This is a genomic window from Actinoplanes subglobosus (assembly GCF_042650585.1).
Lineage (GTDB): Bacteria > Actinomycetota > Actinomycetes > Mycobacteriales > Micromonosporaceae > Actinoplanes > Actinoplanes subglobosus.
The window spans coordinates 110,580-134,065 of the sequence record NZ_JBHSBL010000007.1 but is presented as its reverse complement, the minus strand read 5'-3'; the positions used below and the strand labels follow the sequence as shown (position 1 = coordinate 134,065).

General features: G+C 71.3%; 19 protein-coding genes. 9 read left to right on the top strand and 10 right to left on the bottom strand.

The window, feature by feature from the left end:
- Nucleotides 1–105 precede the first annotated feature (105 nt).
- Both ACFO0C_RS09545 and ACFO0C_RS09540 read right to left on the bottom strand, forming a co-directional pair.
- Nucleotides 106–687 carry a hypothetical protein gene (locus ACFO0C_RS09545; RefSeq protein WP_378066210.1) on the bottom strand — a complete coding sequence of 194 codons (582 nt, stop codon included), beginning with the start codon at nt 685–687 and terminating at the stop codon, nt 106–108.
- A 35-nt stretch (nt 688–722) separates the two neighbouring features.
- A complete protein-coding gene (locus ACFO0C_RS09540) occupies nt 723–2,906 on the bottom strand; it encodes an ATP-binding protein (protein WP_378066209.1) in 2,184 nt (727 codons plus the stop codon).
- Between the two features lie 207 nt (nt 2,907–3,113).
- Here ACFO0C_RS09540 and ACFO0C_RS09535 point away from each other — a divergent pair, with 207 nt between their 5' ends.
- The 3 genes from ACFO0C_RS09535 to ACFO0C_RS09525 all read left to right on the top strand — a co-directional run bounded on the left by ACFO0C_RS09535 (nt 3,114) and on the right by ACFO0C_RS09525 (nt 5,957).
- Nucleotides 3,114–3,518 carry an iron chaperone gene (locus ACFO0C_RS09535; protein ID WP_378066208.1) on the top strand — a complete coding sequence of 135 codons (405 nt, stop codon included), beginning with the start codon at nt 3,114–3,116 and terminating at the stop codon, nt 3,516–3,518.
- Between the two features lie 33 nt (nt 3,519–3,551).
- Nucleotides 3,552–5,156: an SWIM zinc finger family protein gene (locus ACFO0C_RS09530; protein ID WP_378066207.1), complete on the top strand. Its 1,605-nt coding sequence runs from the start codon at nt 3,552–3,554 to the stop codon at nt 5,154–5,156.
- Nucleotides 5,157–5,450: 294 nt separating this feature from the next.
- The gene (locus tag ACFO0C_RS09525; RefSeq protein ID WP_378066206.1) at nt 5,451–5,957 is read left to right on the top strand and encodes a hypothetical protein; all 507 of its coding nucleotides are present in this window, start codon (nt 5,451–5,453) and stop codon (nt 5,955–5,957) included.
- A 68-nt stretch (nt 5,958–6,025) separates the two neighbouring features.
- Here the strand turns inward: ACFO0C_RS09525 and ACFO0C_RS09520 are convergent, their stop codons facing one another.
- The 5 genes from ACFO0C_RS09520 to ACFO0C_RS09500 are packed head-to-tail and all read right to left on the bottom strand — an operon-like array spanning nt 6,026 to nt 10,229.
- Entirely contained in the window at nt 6,026–7,636 is a 1,611-nt protein-coding gene (locus ACFO0C_RS09520; RefSeq protein WP_378066205.1) for a S8 family serine peptidase, read from the bottom strand.
- A gap of 10 nt (nt 7,637–7,646) precedes the next feature.
- Nucleotides 7,647–9,041, bottom strand: a complete 1,395-nt coding sequence (locus ACFO0C_RS09515) for a WXG100 family type VII secretion target (RefSeq protein ID WP_378066204.1) — start codon at nt 9,039–9,041, stop codon at nt 7,647–7,649.
- Between the two features lie 10 nt (nt 9,042–9,051).
- On the bottom strand, nt 9,052–9,561 hold the full coding sequence (locus ACFO0C_RS09510; RefSeq protein ID WP_378066203.1) for a hypothetical protein: 510 nt from the start codon (nt 9,559–9,561) through the stop codon (nt 9,052–9,054).
- A gap of 46 nt (nt 9,562–9,607) precedes the next feature.
- Nucleotides 9,608–9,886 carry a WXG100 family type VII secretion target gene (locus ACFO0C_RS09505; RefSeq protein WP_378066202.1) on the bottom strand — a complete coding sequence of 93 codons (279 nt, stop codon included), beginning with the start codon at nt 9,884–9,886 and terminating at the stop codon, nt 9,608–9,610.
- A 31-nt stretch (nt 9,887–9,917) separates the two neighbouring features.
- On the bottom strand, nt 9,918–10,229 hold the full coding sequence (locus ACFO0C_RS09500; protein WP_378066201.1) for a WXG100 family type VII secretion target: 312 nt from the start codon (nt 10,227–10,229) through the stop codon (nt 9,918–9,920).
- A 235-nt stretch (nt 10,230–10,464) separates the two neighbouring features.
- On the opposite strand from ACFO0C_RS09500, the gene ACFO0C_RS09495 reads away from it, so the two are divergent.
- From ACFO0C_RS09495 to ACFO0C_RS09485, 3 genes are read left to right on the top strand one after another with little or no spacing between them, the layout of a single operon-like run.
- Entirely contained in the window at nt 10,465–10,833 is a 369-nt protein-coding gene (locus ACFO0C_RS09495; RefSeq protein WP_378066200.1) for a hypothetical protein, read from the top strand.
- 9 nt (nt 10,834–10,842) lie between these two features.
- Complete coding sequence (locus tag ACFO0C_RS09490) at nt 10,843–11,742, top strand: helix-turn-helix domain-containing protein (RefSeq protein ID WP_378066199.1); 900 nt, start codon at nt 10,843–10,845, stop codon at nt 11,740–11,742.
- Between the two features lie 22 nt (nt 11,743–11,764).
- Nucleotides 11,765–12,187 carry a YbaB/EbfC family nucleoid-associated protein gene (locus tag ACFO0C_RS09485; RefSeq protein ID WP_378066198.1) on the top strand — a complete coding sequence of 141 codons (423 nt, stop codon included), beginning with the start codon at nt 11,765–11,767 and terminating at the stop codon, nt 12,185–12,187.
- 366 nt (nt 12,188–12,553) lie between these two features.
- Here the strand turns inward: ACFO0C_RS09485 and ACFO0C_RS09480 are convergent, their stop codons facing one another.
- Complete coding sequence (locus ACFO0C_RS09480) at nt 12,554–12,943, bottom strand: hypothetical protein (RefSeq protein WP_378066197.1); 390 nt, start codon at nt 12,941–12,943, stop codon at nt 12,554–12,556.
- Between the two features lie 54 nt (nt 12,944–12,997).
- Complete coding sequence (gene eccCa / locus ACFO0C_RS09475; RefSeq protein ID WP_378066196.1) at nt 12,998–16,951, bottom strand: type VII secretion protein EccCa; 3,954 nt, start codon at nt 16,949–16,951, stop codon at nt 12,998–13,000.
- 129 nt (nt 16,952–17,080) lie between these two features.
- On the opposite strand from eccCa, the gene eccD reads away from it, so the two are divergent.
- Nucleotides 17,081–18,472, top strand: coding sequence for a type VII secretion integral membrane protein EccD (gene eccD, locus ACFO0C_RS09470; protein ID WP_378066195.1), 1,392 nt, complete (start codon nt 17,081–17,083; stop codon nt 18,470–18,472).
- A gap of 1,076 nt (nt 18,473–19,548) precedes the next feature.
- Here eccD and ACFO0C_RS09465 read toward each other — a convergent pair.
- A complete protein-coding gene (locus ACFO0C_RS09465) occupies nt 19,549–20,910 on the bottom strand; it encodes a type VII secretion protein EccE (protein ID WP_378066194.1) in 1,362 nt (453 codons plus the stop codon).
- A gap of 58 nt (nt 20,911–20,968) precedes the next feature.
- Here ACFO0C_RS09465 and mycP point away from each other — a divergent pair, with 58 nt between their 5' ends.
- Both mycP and eccB read left to right on the top strand, forming a co-directional pair.
- A complete protein-coding gene (mycP, locus tag ACFO0C_RS09460) occupies nt 20,969–22,342 on the top strand; it encodes a type VII secretion-associated serine protease mycosin (protein WP_378066193.1) in 1,374 nt (457 codons plus the stop codon).
- A 116-nt stretch (nt 22,343–22,458) separates the two neighbouring features.
- Nucleotides 22,459–23,486 (top strand): type VII secretion protein EccB (gene eccB, locus ACFO0C_RS09455; RefSeq protein WP_378066192.1); only part of this gene is annotated, 1,028 nt, incomplete at its 3' end.

Below are 23,486 nucleotides of genomic sequence, written 5' to 3'. Positions count from 1 at the left end.
GGGATTCCTTACGGTGAAAAGTGCTCACATCGGGGCATGTGGGCACTCACGGGGATTCCCAGGAGTTTCCGTACCTTCCTTAAGACTGTCAAGTTTGTCGATGCATTAGGGCAGATAGATCTGATCGGCCGCACTGATCACGTCGCCGTCGATCTCCAAACGCAGGAGCATGTCCGGCTCGACCTTGCCCAGGGTGGCCTTCGTCAGTTCACCCAGGTCGACCACGCGGATCTCGGCGCCGGACGCGACGGTGGCGGTGCGCACCTTGGTGTTCTTGTTACGGATGTAGTAGCCGACACACCAGTCGTTCTCGGCCGGCTTCTCGCCGTCGTCGGCGCACGCCTTGACGGCCGCCTTGCCCTCGAACCACTCGACCAGGTCGTAGGTGAGCTTGCGGGTGGCGGGGTCGACCGACTTGACGAAGGCGTACTGCGGACCGGAAACGGCCGTCAGGCCCGGAGCCGGGGTGGCGGGCTTCGTCGTCGCGGCGGGCGTCGTCCCGGCAGGCCCGGGCGAGGTGGTCGCCGGTGCCGTGGCGGGCGCGGATCCGGCGCCTTGGGCCTGGCCCTGCTCGCCTCGGCTCTGGTCGCCCTGGCTCTGGTCGCCTTGGCTCTGGTTGCTCTGGCTCTGGTTGCCGCAAGCGGCCAGCAGGAGGAGGAGTGGGACGAGGGCGAGGTGCCGGCGCATGCCGGTAACGTAACGGACCGCGACGGCGCGGTACCTCACCCGTCCAGGCCACTCTTCCCGGTGATCGACGATGCTCCCGCCAGCCGGGCCGTCTCGTCGTGATCGCGGCGGCACTCGGACGTCAACTGGACCTCGGCCAGTGTGTCGAGCAGCGCCAGCGCCCGCCGGTGGTGCTCGAGCGCGGCCGGGAGATCGCCGGACTCCCGCAGCGTGACGCCGATCTGGTTGTGGCACCAGGCCTGCTGGTGCGGGAGCCGGTTCGCGCCGGCCAGTCGCAGCGCCTCCTCCATCTCCGGCAGCGAACCCGTCGCACGGCCGAGAGTGATCAGCCCGGTGATCCTCGCCGGCCCCTCGGCCAGGTCGAGGGCCGCCCGCGCCAGGCTGGCGGCGTCGTCACGGTCACCGAGATGCAGCGACACCCACCCGTGGAAGGCGAGCGCCTGCGACTCCCCGGCCCGGTTCCCACTCGCCGCGAACAACGCCCGCGCCCGCTCGAACCTCTCCCGCGCCTCGGCGAATCGTCCGAGGTCACGAAGCACGAATCCGGTCCGCAGGGCGAGCGTGGCGGCAAGCTCCCCCGCCTGGTCCGCCGGGCCGCCGCGCGCTTCCGGACCGGCCTTCTCCGCCGGACCGGCCTTCTCCGCCGGCCCCGCCACCGCCGCTGATGCTTCGTAGGCGGCGAGCGCCTCGGTCAGCCGGCCGGCGGCGGCGTGGGCGAACCCGAGGTCGGCGAGCAGCGACGCCCGCTGCCGGTCACGGCCGAGACGCCCCGCGGCGTCCGCGGCCTTCTCCAGCAGGCGTACGTGATCAGCCGTCCCCCGATGCCGGAAGAACCAGACCCGCATCGCCGGGGCGAGTCCGGCCACCACCTCGTCGTCCCCCACCCGCACCGCGACGTCGAAGGCGGCCACCAGGTTGGGATGCTCCAGGTCGAACCAGGCCGGATCCGCCCCGGCCGCCACGGCGAGATAGTGCCGCAGCACCCGCCGCACCGCGGCCCCCGCCCCGGCCTCGTCCTCGGTGGCGAGGTCGGCCGCGTACTGCCGGATCAGATCGTGCATCCGGAACCGGCCCGGCGACGTCTCCTGCACCAGGTGCGCGTCGACCAGTTCGTCGAGCGTCTCGGCGCACCGCCCGGCCGGCAGTCCGGTGAGCGCCGCCGCCGCGTCCGTGCCGAAATCGTCGCCCGGCAGCACCCCGAGCAGCCGGAACACCCGCCGCTGCCCGTCGTCGAGCTGCCGCAGCGACATCCCGAACACCGCGTCGAACCGCTGCGCACCGTCCCGCAGCCGTTCGGCCAGCACCGCGACCGTCCAGCCGGGACGATGCCGCAGCCGTGCACCGGCCATCCGCAGTGCCAGCGGCAGTCCACCGCACTGCGCGAGCACCAGCTCCAGCCCGTCACCGTCGTCTTTGATGAGCCCCGGGCTGCCCGCGCTCCCGGTGAGCCCTGCGGCCCGGCCGAACAGGCGGGCCGCGGCCTCGCCGTCGAGTGGTGACAGGGACACCGGCGGCACGGCGTCCAGGGTGACCAGGCGGTTACGGCTGGTCAGCAGCACCGCGGACCGGCCCGCGCCGGGCAGCAGCGGCCGCACCTGCTCGGCATCGGCCGCGTTGTCGAGCAGCACGAGCACCCGGCGGCGGGACAGTTCCGACCGCCACAGCGCCGACCGGTCGTCGATCGCGGCCGGAACAGCGGTGACGTCGAGGGCGCCGAGCAACCGTTCCAGTGCCACCGCCGGCGCCAGCGGTTCGTGACCGGGCGTGAAGCCGTGCAGGTCGAGGTAGAGGCCACCGTCCGGGTAGGCGCCGGCGACCCGGTGTGCGACGTGCACGGCGAGGCTGGTCTTGCCGACACCCGCCATCCCGTCGACGGCGGCTGCCCCCACGGTGCGCAGTAGTTCCTCGGCCCGCGCGACCTCGGCCTCGCGACCGGTGAAGTCGAACAGGCCGGCCGGCAGGTCGTTACGGCGTGGCGGCGGAGCGGCGCCCGCCTTGTCGGCTTCGGCCCAGATCGGGCGCAGTGGCCGCGGATCCCGGCCGACGGCCCGGCACAGGGCGACGACGGCGTCCCACGGCGGGACCAGGCGACCGGTCAGGTAGCGGGACAGCGACGAACTGCTCAGGCCGGAGCGGGTGGCGAGAGCACGCAGGCTGAGGCCGCTCACGTCCTTGATCTGGGCGAGCTGGGACACCAGTCGCTCGTGCGGGCCGGCCACTGGCACACCGTACCGTCCCGTCCCACGGCGCTCGTTCGGCCGTACATCCGCGCTGGTCATGGTCTTTTGATCTGTCCCACGGTGTCCCACGGAGGGCGCGGCCGGGGTGCGGGCGGTGGTCCGATGGATCCAGCGAAGGGACAACGATGCCGATCGAACGGATGCCGGGCCCGGCCGGCCTGGTGCCCGGCGCGGAGAGGAAACACCATGACCAGGACGTACGACGGATTCACCGCAGCCGAGCGCAGTGCGATGAAGGAGCGCGCCAAGGAGCTGAAGAACGGTGCGAAGGAGACCGAGGTGCTCGCGAAGATCGCCGAGATGTCCGGTTCTGATCGGGAGGTGGGCGAACGGTTGCACGACCTGATCCGGTCCGCGGCTCCCGGCCTCACCCCGAAGCTCTGGTACGGGATGCCGGCGTACGCCCGCGACGGCAAGGTGGTCTGCTTCTTCCAGCCGGCCGCCAAGTTCAAGTCCCGGTACGCGATGCTCGGCTTCAGCGACGAGGCCCACCTCGACGACGGTGAGATGTGGCCGACGTACTTCGCGATCACCGAGTTCAGTGCGGACGTGGCATCGAGGATCAGCGCCCTCGTCAGCAGGGCCGCCTGATCCGGTAGCGGACGCCGCTGGTTCGATGGCGCCATGACATGGTTCACGGACGCGGACCTGCGGCGGCTCGCCGGCCCGAAGTCCTACGAGCGCGGCGTCGCCTACGTCGACGCGGTCGGCGTCGTCGACGAACTGCCGGACGGGGTGGTCGCCACCGTCGAAGGCAGCGAGTCCTACGTGGTCAGGCTGTCCGGGAAGCGGTCGCTGCGCGGCGAGTGCACCTGCCCGTGGGGTGACGACGGGAACTTCTGCAAACACTGCGTCGCTGTCGGGTTGTCGCTGCTGGCCGCTCAGCCGGTCCGGCGGCGACGCCCGGCTTCGCCGCCGGATCTGCGCACCTACCTGGAGTCCGTGGACCGTGCGGCCCTGGTGGACCTGGTCGTGGAGCTGGCCTCCGACGACCCGGCCCTCTCCCGGCGACTGTCGTTGCGTGCCGCCACACACGGCAAGCCGGATGTGAAGGAACTACGCCGTCTCGTCGGCGGCCTGCGCGCCCGGGGTTTCCTGCCCTACGGCCGCGGATTCGACTATGCCCGCAAGGCATCCGAGGTGCTCGACGCCCTCGACTCGGTGGCGGCGTCACATCCGGCCGACGCCGGCCCGCTCTATCTGACGGCGATCCAGAACATCACCAGAACCCTGGAACAGGCCGACGACTCGTCCGGCAGCATCGGCGACACCCTGCGCCGGGCCGTGTCCGGATATGCGGTCGCGTGCCGGGCGGCGCCACCCGATCCGATGAAACTCGCCGCATGGATGATCGACATCCAGGTGACCGGGCCGGGCTGGCCCGACATCCCGATCGCCGATTTCGCCGACGCGCTCGGCCCCGATGGCCTGAAGGCCTACCGGGACCGTCTGGCGGCGGCCGACCCCGGTGGCTGGGCCGTCCGCCACCTGCGCGAGCAGTACCTCAAGGTGATCGCGAAGGACACCGACGCGCTGGTCGCCCTCTACGCCGAGGAACTCCCACAGTCGTATCGGTATGTGCAGATCGGCACGACCCTGCGTTCGGCCGGCCGCCCCGCCGAGGCGATCAACTGGCTCCGGCGTGGCCGGACCGAAGCCGACCGTCCCGACGGCCGGATCGACGAACTGCTCGCCGAACTGCTCACCGAGACCGGCGCCCACACCGAGGCGGCCGACCTCCGATGGCACATGTTCATCCGGCAGCCCGGTCCGCAGAGCCACCGCGCACTGCTGGACGCCGCCGAACGAACCGGAACCCTCCCCGAGACCGCCGAACGAGCCGACTCCCACCTGCGCGAACTTGCCAGAGCCGGCGGGTACGCGGCCGACCCGCTGGTCGAGATCCTGCGCACCTCCGGCGACATCGACGGCGCCTGGGCCGCCGCCGTCGAACACCGCTGCGGTCCCGGCCTCTTCTGGCAGCTGACGGTGGCCCGCGCGGAAACCCACCCGGCGGAGGCGATCCCGGGATTCGAGCGCCAGACCGAGGCGGCCGTCGACCAGAAGAACAAGAAGGGGTACGCCGAAGCCGCCCGCCTGTTGACCGAACTGAGGTCCCTGCACGAGAGAGCGGGAAGTAGCGCCTTCCCCGCTTATCTGGCCGCCGTGCGCCAGACCCACCGCAACAAGCCGACGTTGATGGCCACCCTCACCAAGGCCGGCCTGTGACGGGCTTCCACCCGAGCCGAGCCGAGCCGAGCCGGGGTCGGGCCGGGCCGGGGTCGGGCCGGGGTCGGGCCGGGGTCGGGGTCGGGCCGGGGTCGGGGTCGGGCCGGGCCGGGCCGGGCCGGGCCGGGCCGGGGTCGGGGTCGGGCCGGGCCGGGGTCGGGCCGGGGTCGGGGCCGGGCCGGGCCGGGCGTGGTCCGGGGCCGGGCCGGGCGTGGTCCGGGGCCGGCTTCCAGATTGCTGATGTGCCGGGGCATGCCGCCTGATCTTGTTGACGAGCGGGGCTACGGTTTCGCCATGGCTTCTGTCTCCTACAAGCGCGCCGTCGCGGTCGCCGCCATGCAGGCCGCGCTCAGCAGCGCCTGGATCGCCGCCCGCGAACTCTCTCCGGCCCGCCGCCGCCTGGCCCGCCTCGGGACGGTCGCCGCCGTGGCCGCGGCCGGCTACGTGACGGCCCCGAAGAAGCCCGACCCGGAACCCGACGAACTCGTCGTCGCCGCACATCCGTTCCCGGTGTCCGACCCGCAGCCGATCGCCGGGGACGAGCCCGAGTTCACGTTCGACAAGCGCAAGGCAGCGGTGGGCATCGCGCTGCTGGGCCTGTCCGCGGCAGCGATCGTGGGCCGCCGCAAGCTGGAGAACCGCTGGCTGGCCCGCCTCACCCGCAACGGTCACCCCCACCCGACGCGGGCACTCGCGGTCCGGATGGCCGCCGTCGAGTTCGCGGGACAGTTCGCCCTCCAGGTGGCCGAAGCCCACCGCACCGCCGCCACAACCCGGGACCGCACCGTTACCCCGAGCTAACACGGCCGCTCCGCCCTGAGCACCCAAGCCGCACCTGACCCGCCAATGACCGGCCAAGATGTGGCTGTTTACCCGCCCGGAGGGGAACTCGGCGGATAGGCACCAGGCTGCGGCCCGGTTGGGTAAGCGGCAGGCGGCGAACCTGGCGGATAAGCACCCGACGGCGCACCAGACGGGTAAGCACCCGAAGGAGAACCAGGCGGATAAGCACCCGGAGCCGCGCCAGGCGGATAGGCGCCGGAAGGCGCACCAGGTGGGTAAGCGCCCGAAGGGGAGGAGCCAGGCGGATAGGCGCCCGAAGGGGAGCCAGGCGGATAGGAGCCAGGGGGCGGGCCGGGTGGGTAAGCGCCCGAAGGAGAGGAGCCAGGCGGATAGGCGCCAGGGGTCGGGCCGGGTGGGTAAGCGCCCGAAGGAGAGGAGCCAGGTGGATAGGCGCCGGGGATCGGGCCGGGTGGGTAGGTGCCCGGCGGATAGCCCGGCGGCGGTTGGTGGCCAGGCGGCCAGGGCTGGCCGGGATGTGGCGGTGCCGGGCGGGCGCGGCGCCGTGAGGCGCGTGTGATCAGGACGATGAAGCCCACGAACAGCAACAAGCCGACCACGCCGACGCCCGCGACCAGGGCGAAGCGGGCCGCCGGGGAGCCCAGTGGGCCGCCGTCGCCGGTCTCGCCGTCGGAAGCGCCGGTGTCTGTGGAGCCTGCGGGGGTCAGCGGGTTGGCCTCGACGCCGGAGACCTTCGCGGTGACGGCCTTCTGCGCGTCAGCGACTCCGAAACCGTAACGGTTGTCGCGGCCGGGGTCGCCCTTGTCGGTCGCGGTCCGGACCAGGCGGTTGATCACGTTCGCCGCGTCGAGTTTCGGATATTTCGAGCGGACCAGGGCGGCGATCCCGCTGACGATGGCGCCGGCCTCACTGGTGGCGCCGCCGGTGGAGTACCCGCTGGCGTGGCGGTTGCGGCTGCCGATGGTCACGATCTCGTCGGCTGGGGCGGCGAGGACGACCTCGGGGCCGAAGGAGGAGCCCCTCCAGAAGTCGCCGGAGCGGCTCACGCCGGAGACCGTGATCACGCCGGGGATGTTGGACGGTGAGCCGATGGCCTCGCCCTGCTGCTCGACGTTGCCGGCGCTGGAGACGACGACCACGTTCTTCGACAGCGCGTAGGCGATGGCCGCGACCTCGTCGGCAGGGGTGTCGTAGGTGGCGGCGCGGCCGATCGACAGGTTGATGACGCCGGCGCCGTGGTCGACCGCCCAGCGGATCGGCTCGGCGAGCGTGGTGGCGCTGTCGGCGTCGACCGCGATCGGGAGGATCTTGGAGCCGGGGGCGACGCCGAGGGCGTGGTTGCCGGAGCCGCCGCGGGCCGCGATGATGCCGGCCATGCGGGTGCCGTGCCCGTCGGGGTCGGTGCGCCCGCCCTTGCTGGTGGACCGGCCGAACGTGACTCCGGGCAGCACCGCACCGGCGAGATCGGGATGGCCGGCGTCGACGCCGCTGTCGATGACGGCGACGACGACCCCGTTGCCCTTGCTGGTCTTCTGTGCCTGTCGCGCGTTGACCGCGTCGAGGAACCACTGTGCCTGGCTGACCGGCACGGGCTCGGCCGCCGCGGCGGGCAGCGCGGGTGTGAGCGCGACGGCCACCGCCGCACACACGGCCAGAATCGTTCGCCGTCGTCTGATCATCTGCGGGGTCCTAGGATCCGAGCACCGGCGGGGCGACGTCGTCGGGGTCGGAACCCCACGGATCCTCGTCCTCGTTGAGCCAGGTGCTGTGCTCGTCGTCGCCACCGGCGCCATGACCGCCGGGGCCACCGCCGCCCATCATGCCGCCGAGGCCGCCCAGGCCGGCACGGCCCGCGCCCGCTCCGGCACCCATGCCGCGGAGCCCGTTGGCGAGACCGCCCGCTCCGGCCCCGGCTCCGACGCCGGGCAGGCCGGAACCGACACCGCCGAGACCGCTGCCGGCGCCCGGCAGGCCGCCACCCGCGCCCAGACCGCCACCGGCGCCCAGGCCGCCGGCGCCGAGACCGCCACCGCCGGCACCGGACAAACCGCCGCCACCCGCGCCGGCGAGACCGCTGCCGAGGTCGGGGCTGCTGCCGGAACCCGGATAGCTGCCGTCACCCGCACCGGGATAGTCGGTGCCGGGGTAGTCGCCGGTGCCGCTGCCCGGGCCGCCGATGTCGCTGCCGGGGATGCTGCCGTCGGGATTGCTGGTGTCGGGCATCGTCGTGTTCGGTGTGAAGCCCTTGGTGTTCATGTCGGGCGTGCTCGTGTCGGGCACACCGCCCGGCACCTTCGGCGTGGAACCCGACGGGACGGTCGGGTAGTCCGAGGCGGACGGCGCCTTGTAGTCGAGCTGCGACCCCTCGGGCATGCCGTCCATCGTGCCGACGTGGTCACCGGCCAGCTTCTTGTAGGCCTCCTTGGCCTGGTCGTCCTGGTTGCTGATCCAGTCGCGCAGGTTCTTCTGCGCCCAGTCCCAGCTGAACGCCTCACGCAGCTCGTCGACCCACTTGTTGCCGTACAGCGGGAGGAGCGTCTGGTAGATGCCGTCCGGGCCGATGCCGGCGACCTTGCCGGAGACGTCGAAGTTCTTCTTCGCCGCCTCGACCTCGTGGGCCATGTCGTCCGGGATCGGGATCGCGTTGATCGCGTTCTCGAGGTTGTCGGCGGCGGTCTTCAGGCTCACCACGACGGTACGGTGCTTGTCGATCAGCTCACCGAGGGATTTCGACACGTCGCTGAGGTGGTTGCGGTACGCCGTGCCCGCGTCACCCTTCCACGACTTGAGGTCGCCGATGCCGTCGTCGAGCAGCGTCTTGGCCTGCTCGATCCGGTCGAAGAGGACCTCCCAGACACCGGCCGCGCCCCTGATCTTCCCGGGCTCGCCGGGGATCACCACCATGGTGATGACGTCTTCCCAGGAGGGGTCTCCCTCGTCGACGTACCGGTCGCCGCCGAACAGGTTGGTGACCGGGCTGATGCCCTTCCACCAGGCATAACCCTGGCTCTTACCCATCGCGTCGGTGGGTTTCGTGTACTGGTCGTACGTGCCCGGCACGCCGCTCGGAACATCCCCGCTCATGCCGTCTCCCCTACGTCGCCACCGGTGGTCTGCCGCCACCGCCGCCCGACGCCTCGGGCCGGCCGTGTGTCGGGTCCGTGCCCTGACCGGCGACGGCCTTCTCGTCCTTGGGGGTGTAGCGGCCGGCCTCGAGAACGCGCTCGATGTCCGCCGCGGCGGCCCGGTTGCGTTCCTCGGCCGTGTCGTAGTTCTTGATGATCGTCTTGGTGGCGTCCGCCGACTTGCCGAGGTGCTCGGCGGCACCCTTCAGACTCTCGCGCACCGCCTTGAACGTGGCGTCGTGCTTGGCCTGGATGCCGTAGGCGCTGTAGAAGCCGCCGAAGACGGTGGCCTGCTTGAGCAGCTGGTAGTCCACGTCCGACATGTCGATGTTCGTCGCGTAGCCGAGCTCTTTGCTGATCTCCGGCATCGCGCCGAGACAGTACGTCTCGATGAACTTCTGGATCTCCTCAAGCCAGGTCACCGCCTGGTCGAGCTGGGTGAGGTCCACGCTGGTGGGCAACGATGGGTTGTCAGTCACGAGGCGCCTCCCCTGCTCGTGGTAGTGCCGCCGCTCGGTGAGCGGGTCACCAGATCTTGGCGTTGCTCATCTCGGTGGAGACGTAGTTCTCGCGGGCGATGCCGACGGCGCCGCCGATCTCGTTGAGGATCGCGTTGATGTCCTTGACGGCGGCGTCCCAGGCGGCCTGGTGGGCCTCGTAGGCCTCGCGGTCCTGACCATCCCACTCGATCTTCTTCAGCATCGAGCGGAGCGTGTCGAGCTTCGAGTCGATCTCGCGGGAGATCTGCAGCATCTGGCCGTTGGCCGATTCCATCGCCGCGTGGTTGACCTGAATTCTGGACATGACGGTTACCTTCGTCCTTTCCCGATGCCGATCAGGGGTTGAGCGCCTGGTGGAACTTGTTCAGCATCTGCTCCTGCTCCTCGTCGTTGACCTGGTGCGAGGTCCCCGTCTTGTCGAGCAGGTCGGCGATGTTGTCCATCGCGGTCAGAAGCTTCTTGGTGTCCTCGGACCATCGGCTCATCAGGGTCTGGAACCCGGACGACGCCTTGCCCTGCCAGGCGATGGCGAGGTCGTCGACGACTCCCCAGAGTTTCTTCAGGTCGCCTTCGATGTCCTGTCGCACCTCCCGCGTGTCTTTCGCCGCGGTGTGCAGGCTCGCGTGGTCGATCTGGAACTCGGACATGTTTCTCACCCCTTCGCGTCTATGGAGGGACACGCCGGGTAACCCCGTGAATCAGCGCGGCCCCCGTCGTCCGTGGCAGCAACGGTAGCGGACAGGTACGACAACCTGTACCTCACGGACTCATCTGATCAGATCATGCGTAACGATCCCGCTCACTATATCCATTGTCAGCCACCCATTTCTGCCCGGACGGTTGCTGTATGGTCGTCTGCGCTGGACAACGGGGAGGTGTTCGATGGTTGCGGGGACCGGGGAGAAGAAGGTCGACTGGCAGCTCATCGCCGATGTGGCCAAAGACCTCGGCAGCGGTACGAAGTACGGGCTGATCGAGCAGTGGGACGACATCCTCAAGGGATTCGACGAGCTGAAGGTCGAGCACAGCGCCTGGTCACGGATCGGCCAGATGATGATGAGCGGCCCTTACGACGCGGTCGTCGACGAGACGAGGATCAACCTCACCAAGGGTCGGGAGATGCTGTCCCTCATCGCCAAGGGCCTGGAGCAGACGGCCAAGGTGTGGGAGGCGTGTGAGGGTCAGAACATCGACAATCTGACACCCACCTACTCCGCGCCGTACAACAACTCCGCCGGCAAGATCGACTAGGAGGCTCCCGTGGCCACCCGGACCACCCCCGACCAGCGCGCCGCGGCGGCAGCCGACATCGAAGCCGGCCGGAAGACGGTGCAGGAGGTCGCCGACGAGTTCGGCGTCACACCGAACACGGTCAAGCGCTGGCAGCGCACCGCTACGCAGACCGCGCAGACCGCCGAGCGGTCGGTGCCGCTGATCCGCCGGATCGCCGACTCCTACTCCGGGGCTCCCGGTCCGGCCGCCTCGGTCGCCACCCGGATCGGTGTGCTCCTCAACATCAAGCACAAGATCGTGCTCGGCATCCTGGCCGCGACCAGCCGCCTGGCGATCGCCGCGCTGATCGCCGTCGCGTTGTGGTATCTGCTCGAGGTCGACGGCGACGAGCTGGACCGAGCCCGCGAGAAGTGGGTCAACACCAGCGACAAGCTGGCCTTCCTCGCCGACGACATCGAGGGCGCGGTCGAGGGGCTGACCAAGGACGACGCCGAGTGGAACACCGACGACCAGAAGGCGTTCGCCAACCACATCAAGGCGTACATCGAGGAGCTCCGGCAGACCTCGCGCAGTGCGGCCACCAACGCGGACACGCTGAAGACGATCATCGACGCGGTCACGATCATCTTCGGCAGCGTCCTGGTGGTGACGCTGGCCATCATGGTCTTCGTCTACGCGATCGCCCCGCTGCTGGCGACCCCGGCCGCGCCGGCCGCCAAGGCGGAGCAGGAAGTGGCCGGCGCCGGCGCCACGATGACCATCACCGGCTCGATCAACGCCGTCGTCGGCGTCCTCGGCACCGTGCTGCCGCTGATCGTCATGGTGCAGCAGTCGACCCGCTTCGAGGGCAACATGAAGAACGTGGTCGGCGGCGGCACCCAGTTCAAGGACATCCACATCAACTGGAACGTCACGGCGGTCAACTGACCGGCGTCGGAGAGGAACACCGATGGGCATCGAGGATGCGATCGCCGGCGACGCGTTCGCCCGCATCGCCGCGCTGGCCGAGCGGGCCAAGGGCATGCAGGACGCCCTGAGCCGGACCGGCGCCACCGCGGAGGGGCCGGCCGGGCTGGCCACCGTCCGGGTCGGATTCAACGGGGAACTGGAAGAGCTCACCATCGACCCGCGCGCGATGCGCCTCGACTCGGAGAGCCTGGCCCAGGAGATCATCGGGGCGTACGAGGAGGCCCTGGGCGAGTCGCGGGAGCGCATGAGCGGCCTGCTCGGTGAGCTGATGGGCGACGACGACCTGGGGCTGCTGATGACCCCGGGCAATCACGACGCCCTCGCGTCGGTGACCGAGCGCAGCATCAACGAGGCGGTGGCCGACGTGAGATCGGCTACCGAAAAACTCCGCGGCAAATTCTGAACCCCCCGATCTTGTGGAGTTCCGCCGGGCAAGGGCGAAATTCCACAAGATCACGCGGGGGTACGGAGCAGGCGTCCCGTGACACACCTGAGGCAGGCGGGCCGCAACAGAACCCGGACGAAACGCAACGAACGAGCAAGCCCGCGAAGCGAACAAGCCCCGCGAAGCGAACAAGCCCCGCGAAGCGAACAAGCCCCGCGAAGCGAACAAGCCCCGAAACGAGCATGCCTCGCCAAGCGAACAAGCCCCGAAACGAGCACGCCTCGCCAAGCGAACAAGCCCCGAAGCGAGCGAGCGCGACGGTGGCGAATCGCGAATCGACGAGACGCGAACCGAAGAGGCGCTCAGCCGGCGGACGGCCGGAGCTCAGCTGACGGCGGCCCTGTTGAGGCTTGCGGAGACGGCGACGCCGGCCGCGAGTGACCAGACCAGCAGCACGATGCTCGCGACCCCCGTACCCATGCCGATCGCGATGGCCAGGATCAGCGCGGTGATGCCGGCACCGACCAGGGTCAGTGTCCGTGCCTGTCGCAACAGTGCCCCGGTCGCGGTCGACCGCCGCTCACGGAGCACTGCCACCAGCACGAACCGCCCCGCTGTGCCGATCACGCCGGCGGCCAGGAGGCTGGGGATCCACACGAGGACCATCACGGTCGGCTCGTAGGACGTGGAGACCAGCGGCACCGCCAGACCCAGGGTGAGACAGACAACGATCAGCGTCACCCCGCTGACCAACAGCCACGACGTCCGGCTCACCGCATCCTCCACATGATCGTCATTCGCCGGGACGATACCAATCCTCCTGAAACGTCAGTCGGGGTCGCTCCAGGCGGTCTGGATCAGGTTCGCCCCGTCGCTGCGGCGCACCAGCGTGCCCCGGCCGGCCGGCTGCGGGCTGGGCCGCAGGTTGCCGAACAACTGCCCCTCCTCACGGCTGCCCGACATGACCAGGCCGGGACTGTCCAGCTCCTTGAGCCGCTGGAGGATCGGCTCGTAGAGCGCCCGGGCGGCACCACCGGCACGACGCGCGATGATCAGGTGCAGGCCCACATCGCGGGCCTGCGGGATGAGCTCCAGCAGGCCGGACAGCGGGTTGTTGCCGCCGGTGACCACCAGGTCGTAGTCGTCGACCAGGATGTACAGCTCGGGGCCGCGCCACCAGCTGCGGTTGCGCAGCTGGTCGGTGGTCACGTCCGGGCCGGGCAACCGGTTCATCAGGGCGCCCTTGATCGACCCGATCGCCTCGGACAGCACCTTGCTGGACGTCGCGTACTCCAGCAGGTGGTCGCTTCCGACCGCGCCGAGCAGACTGCGCCGGTAGTCGACGATCACCAGGCGGGCCTCGGCCGGGGTGTACTCGGCCTCGATGGACCGGGCGATCAGGCGCAGCAGATTGGACTTGCCGCACTGGGCGTCACCGAAGACCACCAGATGTGGTTCGGCGGCCAGGTCCAGCCGTACCGGCGAAAGGGTTGTCTCGTCGAGGCCGATCGGAACGCCCGGCAGTGACCGGCCGGACATCGCGGCGAGCTCGCTCGCCGGAAGCATCCGCGGCAGGAGCCGCACCTTCGGCGCCGGAGCGTACGGCCACGCCGCGCTGACCTTGGCGACGAGATCTGCGGTGCCCTCGGCGACGTCCTCCACCGCGTTCGACCCGTCGATCCGTGGCACCGCGGCCAGGAAGTGCAGTTTCTCGCGGGTGAGACCGCGGCCCGGCGACTTCTCCGGGACGTTCTGTGCGGCCCGGCGGTCGATCTCGGACTCGGACGGATCACCGAGGCGCAGCTCGAGCTTGGAACCGAGGAGGTCCCGCATGCCGATCCGGATCTCGGCCCACCGGGTGGCGGTGATCACCACGTGGACACCGAAGCCGAGACCCCGGTTGGCCAGATTGGTGATGCTCTGTTCCAGCTCCTCGTACTCCTGGCGCAGGGTCATCCAGCCGTCGATGACCAGGAACACGTCACCGAACGGATCGCCGGTCACCTCACCGGAGGCACGGCGGCGCCGGTACGCGGCGATCGAGTCGATCCGCTGCTCGGTGAAACGCACCTCACGCTCGTCGATGATCGCGTTGACCTCCGCCACGGTACGGCGGACGGCCTCCACGTCACGGCGGCCGGCCACACCGGACAGGTGGGGCAGCCCGTCGAGACCACGCAGCGCGCCACCACCGAAGTCGAGGCAGAAGAACTGCACCTCGAAGGGCGTGTGGGTGAGGGCGAGCGAGGCCAGCATCGAGCGCAGCATGGTGCTCTTGCCGGACTGCGGACCGCCGACGATCACCACGTTGCCGGACGCGCCGTCGAGCTCGACCACGAACGGGTCGCGACGCTGCTCGTACGGCCGGTCGACGACGCCGACCGGGACGGCGAGGCGCCCGGTGCCCGGCCAGGCCGTCGCGGTGAGCCCGCGGGCCTCGGTGGCCTGGAGCCCGCCGACCAGGTCGGTCAGGCTCGGCGGGGCGCCGAGCGGCTGGAGCCACACCGGGTGGGCGTCGGGGCCCTGGCCGACCAGGCGCTGGGCGATGACGTCGAGCATCGAGGTGAGCTTGCCCACCTCGGCGGGCTGCTCCTCCACGGCCTGCGGCTGGGCCGGCAGCTCCGGGATCGGCAGGTGATCGATGCCATAGGGGACGATCTGCCGCTGCACGGCCGCCTGCGAACGTGCGCCGACACCGGTGCGGCGATAGGGCCCGGAGACGTACGCCGCCCGGAACCGCAGCAACGTCGCGGTGTCCGCCTTGAGGTAACCGTGACCGGGAGCGGTGGGCAGCTCATAGGCGTCCGGCACACCCAGGACGATGCGGCTCTCCACCGCGGAGAAGGTGCGCAGACCGATCCGGTACGACAGGTGCGTGTCGAGGCCGCGCAGCCGGCCCTCCTCGAGCCGCTGACTGGCCAGCATCAGGTGCACGCCGAGGGACCGCCCGAGCCGGCCGATCATCACGAACAGGTCGATGAAGTCGGGTTTCGCCGCGAGCAGCTCGCTGAACTCGTCACAGATGATCAGCAGGCTGGGCAGTGGTGCGAGGGGCTCGCCGTTGGCGCGTGCCTTCTCGTACTCGAAGCGGGACACGTAGTTGCCGGCGGCACGCAGCAGCTCCTGGCGGCGCACCATCTCACCGGCGAGGGCGTCCTGCATGCGGTCGACCATGGAGAGCTCGTCGGCCAGGTTGGTGATGACGGCACTGGTGTGCGGCAGCACGTCGAGCGAGGCGAACGTGGCGCCACCCTTGAAGTCGACCAGGACGAAGTTGAGTTCCTCGGACGAGTGCGTGATGGCGAGGGAGGCGACGATCGTACGCAACAGCTCGCTCTTGCCGGAGCCGGTGGCGCCGATGATCAGGCCGTGCGGGCCCATGCCCTCCTGCGCGGACTCCTTGATGTCCAGCTCGATGATGGAGCCGTCCGGGCTCATGCCGAGCGGGATGCGCAGTTTCTCCCGGTTGGGGCGGGGCCGCCAATCGGACTGCGGGTCGACCGCCGCGGCATCGCCGATACCGAGCAGGTCGGGCAGCTCCATGCTGGTGGCCAGCGGCTCCTCGGTCTTGGCCTGCTGGGACAGCCGGAACGGCGCGAGCTGCCGGGCGATGCCCTCGACCTGCTCCGCCGTGAGAGTGTCGGGCTCACCGAGGGAGGTCGTCTTCTTACCACGGTCGACCGAGACGGAACTCTCCGTCACATCCAGGCAGAGCAGCCAGCGGCCCGCCTCGCGCGGCACCCGGCCGGACAGATCGATCACGGTGGTGGCCTGTGGGCCGACACCGGCGAGCTGGCAGGTGGGCGCGACCTCACCGCCGTCCAGGACGACGACCAGGTGGTACGCCGAGGTGAGCGGTTTCGCCTCGGGGGCGTGCCGGGGGCGCTCGGTCAGGTCGGTGCCGAGCGCCTGCTCCAGCTCGGTCATCGTGTCGAAGACGAGACGGCCGGCACCGGCCGCGTCCGGAAGGCGGTCGGCCTGCGCATGCGGCAGCCATTTCACCCAGTCCCACCGGGCACGGCGTTCGGGCGCGGCGACGACGGCGATCCGCAGATCGTCCGGCGAATGCAGGACGGCCAGCTGGGCGAGGACCGCGCGGGTCAGGCCGCCGACCGGCTCGCGCTCGCCGCGCAGCACGACCCGGGTGAAGGCGCGCAGCTGAAGGGCGAGCGGCAGCTTGGGAACGGCCGAGTGGGCGCGGACGAAACGGCGCAGCGCGATCGCGGTGAGCGGCTCCAGGTCCTCGACCGGCTTCGTCTCGGGAGTGATGATCCCGACAGCGAGTTTCTGATTGCCGACGGCGATGCGGATCTCGGCGAAGTCGTCGTCGGTGCTGCGCCGCTCCCACAGGCGACGCGAGGAGGCCACCGACCAGAGGGCGCCCGGCTCCGGGTGGCGCCACAGCAGGGCGGCCCGCTGCTGGGCCGCGGCACGGCGGGCCTGCCGGCGGACCTGCGCCAGGTAGCGCATGTAGTCGCGGCGCTCGGCGTCGAGCTCCGCCTTCTTGTTGCCGCCGCCCTGGCCGAGGGTGCTGACCGCCATCCCGAGCATGCTGATGCCGAACAGCCCCCCGGCCACATAGGTCATGGTGCTGCCGCCGCGGCCCGCGTAGAGGAACGCCATCGCGCCCGCGCCGCAGAGCATCGGCAGGATCATCAGGATCTGGCCCATGCCACGAGGCAGCTGCTCGGGCAGCTCGGGCGGCGACTCCAGGAGCAGCTCACCCCGGGGCAGTTGCGGCCCGGCCTGGCGTGGGGGCCGGCGGAACACCACCGTACTCAAGCTGTGTCCTTCCCCTGCTGCGCCCGGACCCTGCTGCACCCGGATTCACGTTCATCTTATGTACTCTCCCCATGTCGCTGGGGGCCGGTGCCGCCGGACCCCGGTCGCGGATCGAGAGGAGTCGTCGCCGTGGCCAGCACTACCGGTACGGGGCTCAGCCGGGTCACGATCGTAGCCCCGCACACCCGGGTGGATCTCGCGCTGCCCGCCGATGTCCCGTTCGCCGACCTCCTGCCGACCTTGTTGCGGTATGCGGGGGAACGTCTGGCCGACGACCCGGCCGCACTCCAGGGGTGGTCACTGTCGCGTCTGGGCGGTCTCGCGCTCGACGCCTCACGGACCCCGGCCCAGCTGGACGTCCGCGACGGTGAGCTGCTCTATCTGCGGCCACGGGGCGCCGACGACCCGGAGCTGGTCTTCGACGACGTGGTGGACGCGGTCGCCACCGCGACGCAGGAACGCGCCGGGCGGTGGCAGCCGGCGACCACGCGGCTGTTCGGCATGGCGCTCGGCCTGGCCGCGCTGGCCGGCGGACTCGCGGCGATCCTCTGGGCGGGCCCGCCGCAGCTGGCGTCCGGCCTGGTCGCCCTGGGCATCGCGATCGCGCTGCTGGTGATGGCGGTGGTGCAGTCCCGGGCCATCGGCGACAGCCGCAGCGCGGTGGCGTTCGCCCTGGTCTCGGCGGCGTACGGGGCGGTCGGCGGCCTGCTCGTGTTCGGCGGCGACCGGCGTCTCACCGAGCTGGCCTCACCGCACGTGCTGATGGCCGCGACGGTGGTCCTGCTGATCGCGGCGATCGGCGGCGTGGGTGTCGCCGACGCGAGCCCGGTCTTCATGGGGACGGCGCTGTGCGGCGGGGCGCTGGCCATCGGCGCGATGATCGCCCTGCTCACCGGATCGGGCGGGGCGGGCGCCGCGGCCGTGGTGGCGGCGGTGGCACTGGGCGCGTTGCCGGCGCTGCCGATGCTCGCCTACCGGATGGGCCGGGTGCCGATCCCGTCGGTGCCGGCCGGCCCCGAGGAGCTGAAAGCCGACACCGAGACCGTCGACGGGGCACAGGTGCTGGCCGCGAGCCGGCGGGCCGACGGATTCCTGACCGGCATGCTGGCCACCGTCGCGACGATCTGCGCGGTCGCCGCGATCATCGTCGCCACCGACGGTTTCGCCGGGGTGGCGCTGGCCGCCGTGATCGGTGTGGTGCTGCTGGCCCGGGCCCGCTGGTTCCGCAGCCGCGACCAGCGGATCCCCCTGCTGCTGGCCGGCGCCGTAGGGCTCGGCGCGGCCGCGGTCGGCGGCTACCAGCCCAGCCCGCCGGCGATCCGGCTGAGCGTGGTGCTGGTGGTCCTGCTGCTGATCGGGATGATCAGCATCGGGTACGGACTGACCCGGGCCGGGCGCAAGGCCTCCCCCGTCGGTGGCCGGGTGCTGGACATCGTCGAGGTCCTGCTGATCCTCGCGGTCATCCCGCTGGCCGTGTGGGTGAGTGGCCTCTACGACTGGATCCGAGCGGTCCGCGGCTGACCGCCCGGCCGTCCCGCGGTAGCCGGTCCGACTCCCCATCGGCCTGCTCTCGTCTCCAAGCTGTGCCGCCCGGTCAAGGCCAGTTCGTGAGCCGTCGTTCAGACATCTCAAGGTCGTCCCTTGAGGTGTCTGAACGACGGCTCACGATGGCCGGTGAACCTCGATTTGATCACCCGGAGCCCGCCGCCGTTGACGAAGATCGAACAACGCGACTCAGCCTGATCTGATCTTGGCGACGTTTCGCCCAGCCGTGCGGGCACCATCTGCGAGAACAGCCAGGATGCACCGCGATCTGGACAGCCCAGCCGGCCTCCCGGACTTACCCCAGTTCCTGTTCCCGCTGAAGCGGCCTGTCGTTTCGGCGATTCGGCTTTTCACCATCAGGTGCGATCGACGCTGTGCGCAGGTCGGTCATGATCACCGGCGGCGGGTCGGTTCAGTCCATCCTTCTCGGGACAGGCTCGGGTTTCGATCGTGGCCGACGGCGGCGGGACACACCATCGGCGTTCGCGATCGCCGGTCCCGCTGCCACGACGACGGGTGCACCCGGCGCAGGTTGTAGGTGCACCCGGTGGATGTTGCGGGTGCACCCGGTGGATGTTGCGGGTGCACCCAACCGCCCCATAGGGGCGGCCAGCGATCCCGGACGCCTTTCCGGGCGCTCTCGGTCGCGATCGAGGGCGTCAGGCGCACCCGATCGACTTCCGTGACTGCTGGTCGCCACAGCCACGACGACGGGGAATCTGACGGCGAGGTGGCCACGGCGAGGTGGCCAGAGCACGGTAGCCACGGCGAGGTGGCCAGAGCACGGTAGCCACGGCGAGGTGGCCAGAGCACGGTAGCCACGGCGAGGTGGCCAGAGCACGCTGGCCACGGCGAGGTGGCCAGAGCACGCTGGCCACGGCGAAGTGGCCAGGGCACGGTGGCCAGAGAAACTCGACCGCCCGGGACCATCGGACTAACTAGCCATCGAGCCCGATAGGCGGCCTGACCGCGTCCCTCCTCGATGGCACGGCCCGACAGGCCCGGCCCCGAGGAGAACTCACCGGGGAGCGATCGAGCGTGCGGCCTGGGGATCACCTGGTCCGGGGCATCGTGATGGTCGGTGGCGTCAGCGTCGGCATGGTCAGCGACGGCGGCGTCAACCGGGCATGGCCGCCCGGGCCGCCCGGGCCCAGGACCGGCGGCTGCCACGACGGCGCCTGCACGAGGGCCGGCGGGCGGGCCCGCGGCGCGGTGATCTGGGGCGCCCAGGCGGCCGGCGCCGGAACGGCGACCGCCCACGCGCTCGGCGTCGGCCCGGCCGGGGTCCAGGCGGTGGGTGCGGTGGCGTAGACGCCCGTCCCGTGGTCGCCGTCGGCGCGGACCAGCCGGACGCCGAGACGCTGGGCGTGCTCGCGCAACAGCTTGGCACTCTCGGCGATGGCGCCCGGCGAACCGGAGATCCGGATCAGCGCCCGGACGGCGAACCCACCGCCGCCCGGGGTGACCAGAACGGCCGTGTCGACCGCGGCGGCCGGTGTGGCGGCCAGCTGCTCCAGCAGGTCGGGACCGGGCTGCGCGGGCCAGGAGCGGATCGCGAAGCAGACGTGTGCGAGACCGCCGGCCGTCCACTGCCGCCAGCTCTCCTCGGCGTCGGCCGGAGCGTCGGCCGGGCCGTACCCCCCGGGCCGGTAGAGGCCGTTGGAGACGGTGAGGGCGTGGTGCAGGGCGCTCGCGTCGAGGGCCTCGCTCGGCACGTCGGCGCCGTTGAGGATGGTGCCGGTCCGGCCGACCGCGGCGGCCAGCGCCCGGTCGACCCCCTCGACGCCACCGCCCCGGCTGGCCGCGGCGTCGACGGCGTCGCGGGTGTCGAGCCGCATCGCCAGCCAGACCAGGTCGTTGGCGGCGGTGCCGGTCTGCGGGACGGCCGCTGTGTGATGGGTCACCACCTGCAGGGCGGAGATCGTCGTCACCGGGTCGGCGAGCAGCCGGGCGACCCGGTCGAGGGCCAGTGACGGCGGCCGCTCGAAGGCCGGGCCGATCCACGTCAGCACCCCGAGGGCGGCGAACCAGCCGTCCGGGTCCTGGCCGACACCGAAGCTCACACCGCGGTCGGTGACCGTACGGATCCGCAGGCCGGGCGCGGCGGCCTGGGCCGGGTCGGCCGAGGCGTGCAGGGCGGCCCGGGTGTGCGCGCGCCGGGAACCGAGCCGCGCCCGGGCGCCGATCGCCTGGTAGAGCCACCGGCCACCGGCACGGACCAGAGTGAACAGAGCCAGCAGCCCGGCGAGGACCCCGGCGACGATCGTGGCCTCCTCGTTGCTCCCGAACACAGCCGTCGCGACGGCGAGCAGCAGCGCCTCCACCGCGATCAACTGGACCAGACCGAATCGGCCCGGCCGCGGGACGGCGCGGTGTCGCAGAGGCGGGTTCGGTGAGGACGCGTCGGGCTGCACGCGGTCAGCGTACGACGCGGGTCTGACCTTCCGCCCGCCCAGCGGCTACCCTCGGGCCGTGCGGCTCCTGCCATCCATCGCCGTCGTCGCCGTCGCGGCGACGACCCTCGTGCTGCCCGCGGCCGGGCCGGCGTCGGCGGCGGCCGTCTGCGGCCCGCGGATCACCGACCAGCTCGTCGACCAGCCGTGGCCGCTGCGCCGGCTGCGCCCCGATCTGGTCTGGCCACTGACCCGTGGCCAGGGTGTGCTGGTCGCGGTCATCGACTCGGGCGTCTCGGTGAACCATCCGGCGCTGGCCGGTCAGGTCCGTCCCGGCCAAGACATGATCAAATCCGGCACCAACGGCTGGTGCGACGAGTCCGGCCACGGCACCATCATCGCCGGCATCATCGCCGGCAAAGCGACCCCGACGTCCGCGTTCACCGGCATCGCTCCGGGCGCCCGGATCCTGCCGATCCGGGTCTTGAGAGATCAGAAGCGGTCGTACGATCCGGACGATCCGCATCGCATCGCGACCGCCATCCGTTCCGCCGTCGACCAGGGCGCCAGAGTGATCAACCTGTCGGTGGTCACGCCGGACACCCCCCAGCTGCGGTCGGCGGTGGAGTTCGCGCTCGCCAGCGACGTGGTGCTGGTCGCCGCGGCCGGTAACGAGGGCAGCACCCAGCTGCGTGACCAGCCGGCCTACCCGGCGGCGTATCCGGGTGTGCTGGCGGTCGCCGGTGTGGACGAGGCCGGCGCGCACGTGGACACGTCGACGCCGGGCGACTACGTGGATGTGGCCGCGCCGGGCAAGGGCATCGCCGGCCCGGCGCCGAACGGTGGCGGTTACGGCGAGTTCGCCGAGGGTGGCACGAGTTTCGCCGCGGCGTACGTGTCGGGTCTGGCGGCGCTGGCCCGGTCGTACCGTCCGCGGGAGAAGGCGAGCGACGTGGTGCTGCGGATCCAGCGGTCCGCGGAGCATCCGGCCGGCGGCCGGGACCCGCTCGTCGGCTTCGGGGTGATCAATCCGTACTGGGCGATGACGGCGATCGGCGGCGCCGGCGCGGAGGCGGGTTCCGGTGGTGAGGTGACGGTGCCCGCGCCTGTCGCCGATCCGCTGGCCTCGACCCGGGTGGCCGCGATGTGGATCGCGTTCGCCGGTGTGGTGATCGCGCTGCTGGTGGTGGCCGGGGCCGCGGTGGTCCGGCGTGGACGGCGCCGCGGCTGGCGGCCGGGCCGGGCGGCGGATCTGCCCGAGGTGGCGGCGACCGGCCGGCGGCCCGGTTTCACGCCGGTGTTCGGCCGCAACATGGTGGTGACGGCGCCGAGCATGCAGCGGCCACCGGTGGCGGTGCCGGGCGCCGGCCGTGGTGCCGCGGCACCGGCGGTGCGCGGTGGTCAGGCGCCCAAGGTCAGCATGCCGACCACCAAGGGGCCACCCCGGCGGTAGCGCGTGCGGCGGGAGGGTGCCGGCCGGGCCGGGCCGCGCCGCAGCCCTACCCGCTGCGGCGGCAGGCGCTAGGGTGTGGGGCCGACGGGGATCGATGGTGAGACGAGGATCAGGCGATGCGGACCAGGCAAGAACAGGTGCAGGCGTACCGGTTCCTGACCCGACGTATCGTCTCCGGTCTGCTGTGGGGTGAGCCGGAGACGTCGGAGCGGCCGATGCGCCGGTTCGGACTGTCGATCTTCGGTAGTGCGATGATCGCCACCATCGTGTTCGCGATCATCGGGGTGATCGGGTTCGTGTCGCCGTCCGGCGGCAAGCTGAGCGACAACGTGATCGCGATCGAGCGGGAGACCGGTGCCCGGTTCGTCTATCTGGGCGGCACGCTCTATCCGGTGGTCAACTTCACCTCCGCGCGGCTGATCGCCGGCTCGCCGACCCCGACGGTGCAGACCGTCTCCCGGGAGTCGCTGCGGGACCTGCCACGCGGCGCGCCGGTCGGCATCCCGAACGCGCCGGATGCTCTCCCCGACCCGAAATCGCTGATCGGCCTGCCGTGGAGCACGTGCTCCATGCGGCGTACGCCGGGCTCGACCGCTCTGGTGACGCACCTGCTGGTGGGCAGCGTGCCGGCCGGCGGCAAGGACCTGGCCGCCGAGTCCCTGCTGGTCTCGGCGGGCAGCGGCCCGGAGGCCACGCTCTTCCTGCTGTGGAACGGTCAGCGGCTGAAGGTGCCGGACCGGGCGATGCTGGCGGCGCTGGGCCTGTCCTCGACGACGCCGATCCCGGTCGGGCTGCCGCTGCTCAACAGCATCAGCGCCGGCCCGGACCTGCAGGTGCCCGCCATCCCGGGCGCCGGTCAGCCGGGCAGTCAGGTGGACGGCCGGCCCGGTGTGATCGGCCAGGTCTACGGTTACGGCAACCAGTTCTTCACGCTGTTGCAGGGCGGGCTGACGCCGATCAGCGAGGTGCTCGCCCGGATGATGCAGGCCGACGGCGGCACGGTGGTGACCATCTCGGCGAGCACGGCCGGTACGGCGAAGCGGGCGGAGAACTTCGAGCAGGCGGGTCTGCCGCCGACACTCCCCCGGATCCACCGGGGCGGCGCCGAGCCGTCGATGATCTGCGGCACCTATCGCAGCGGGCC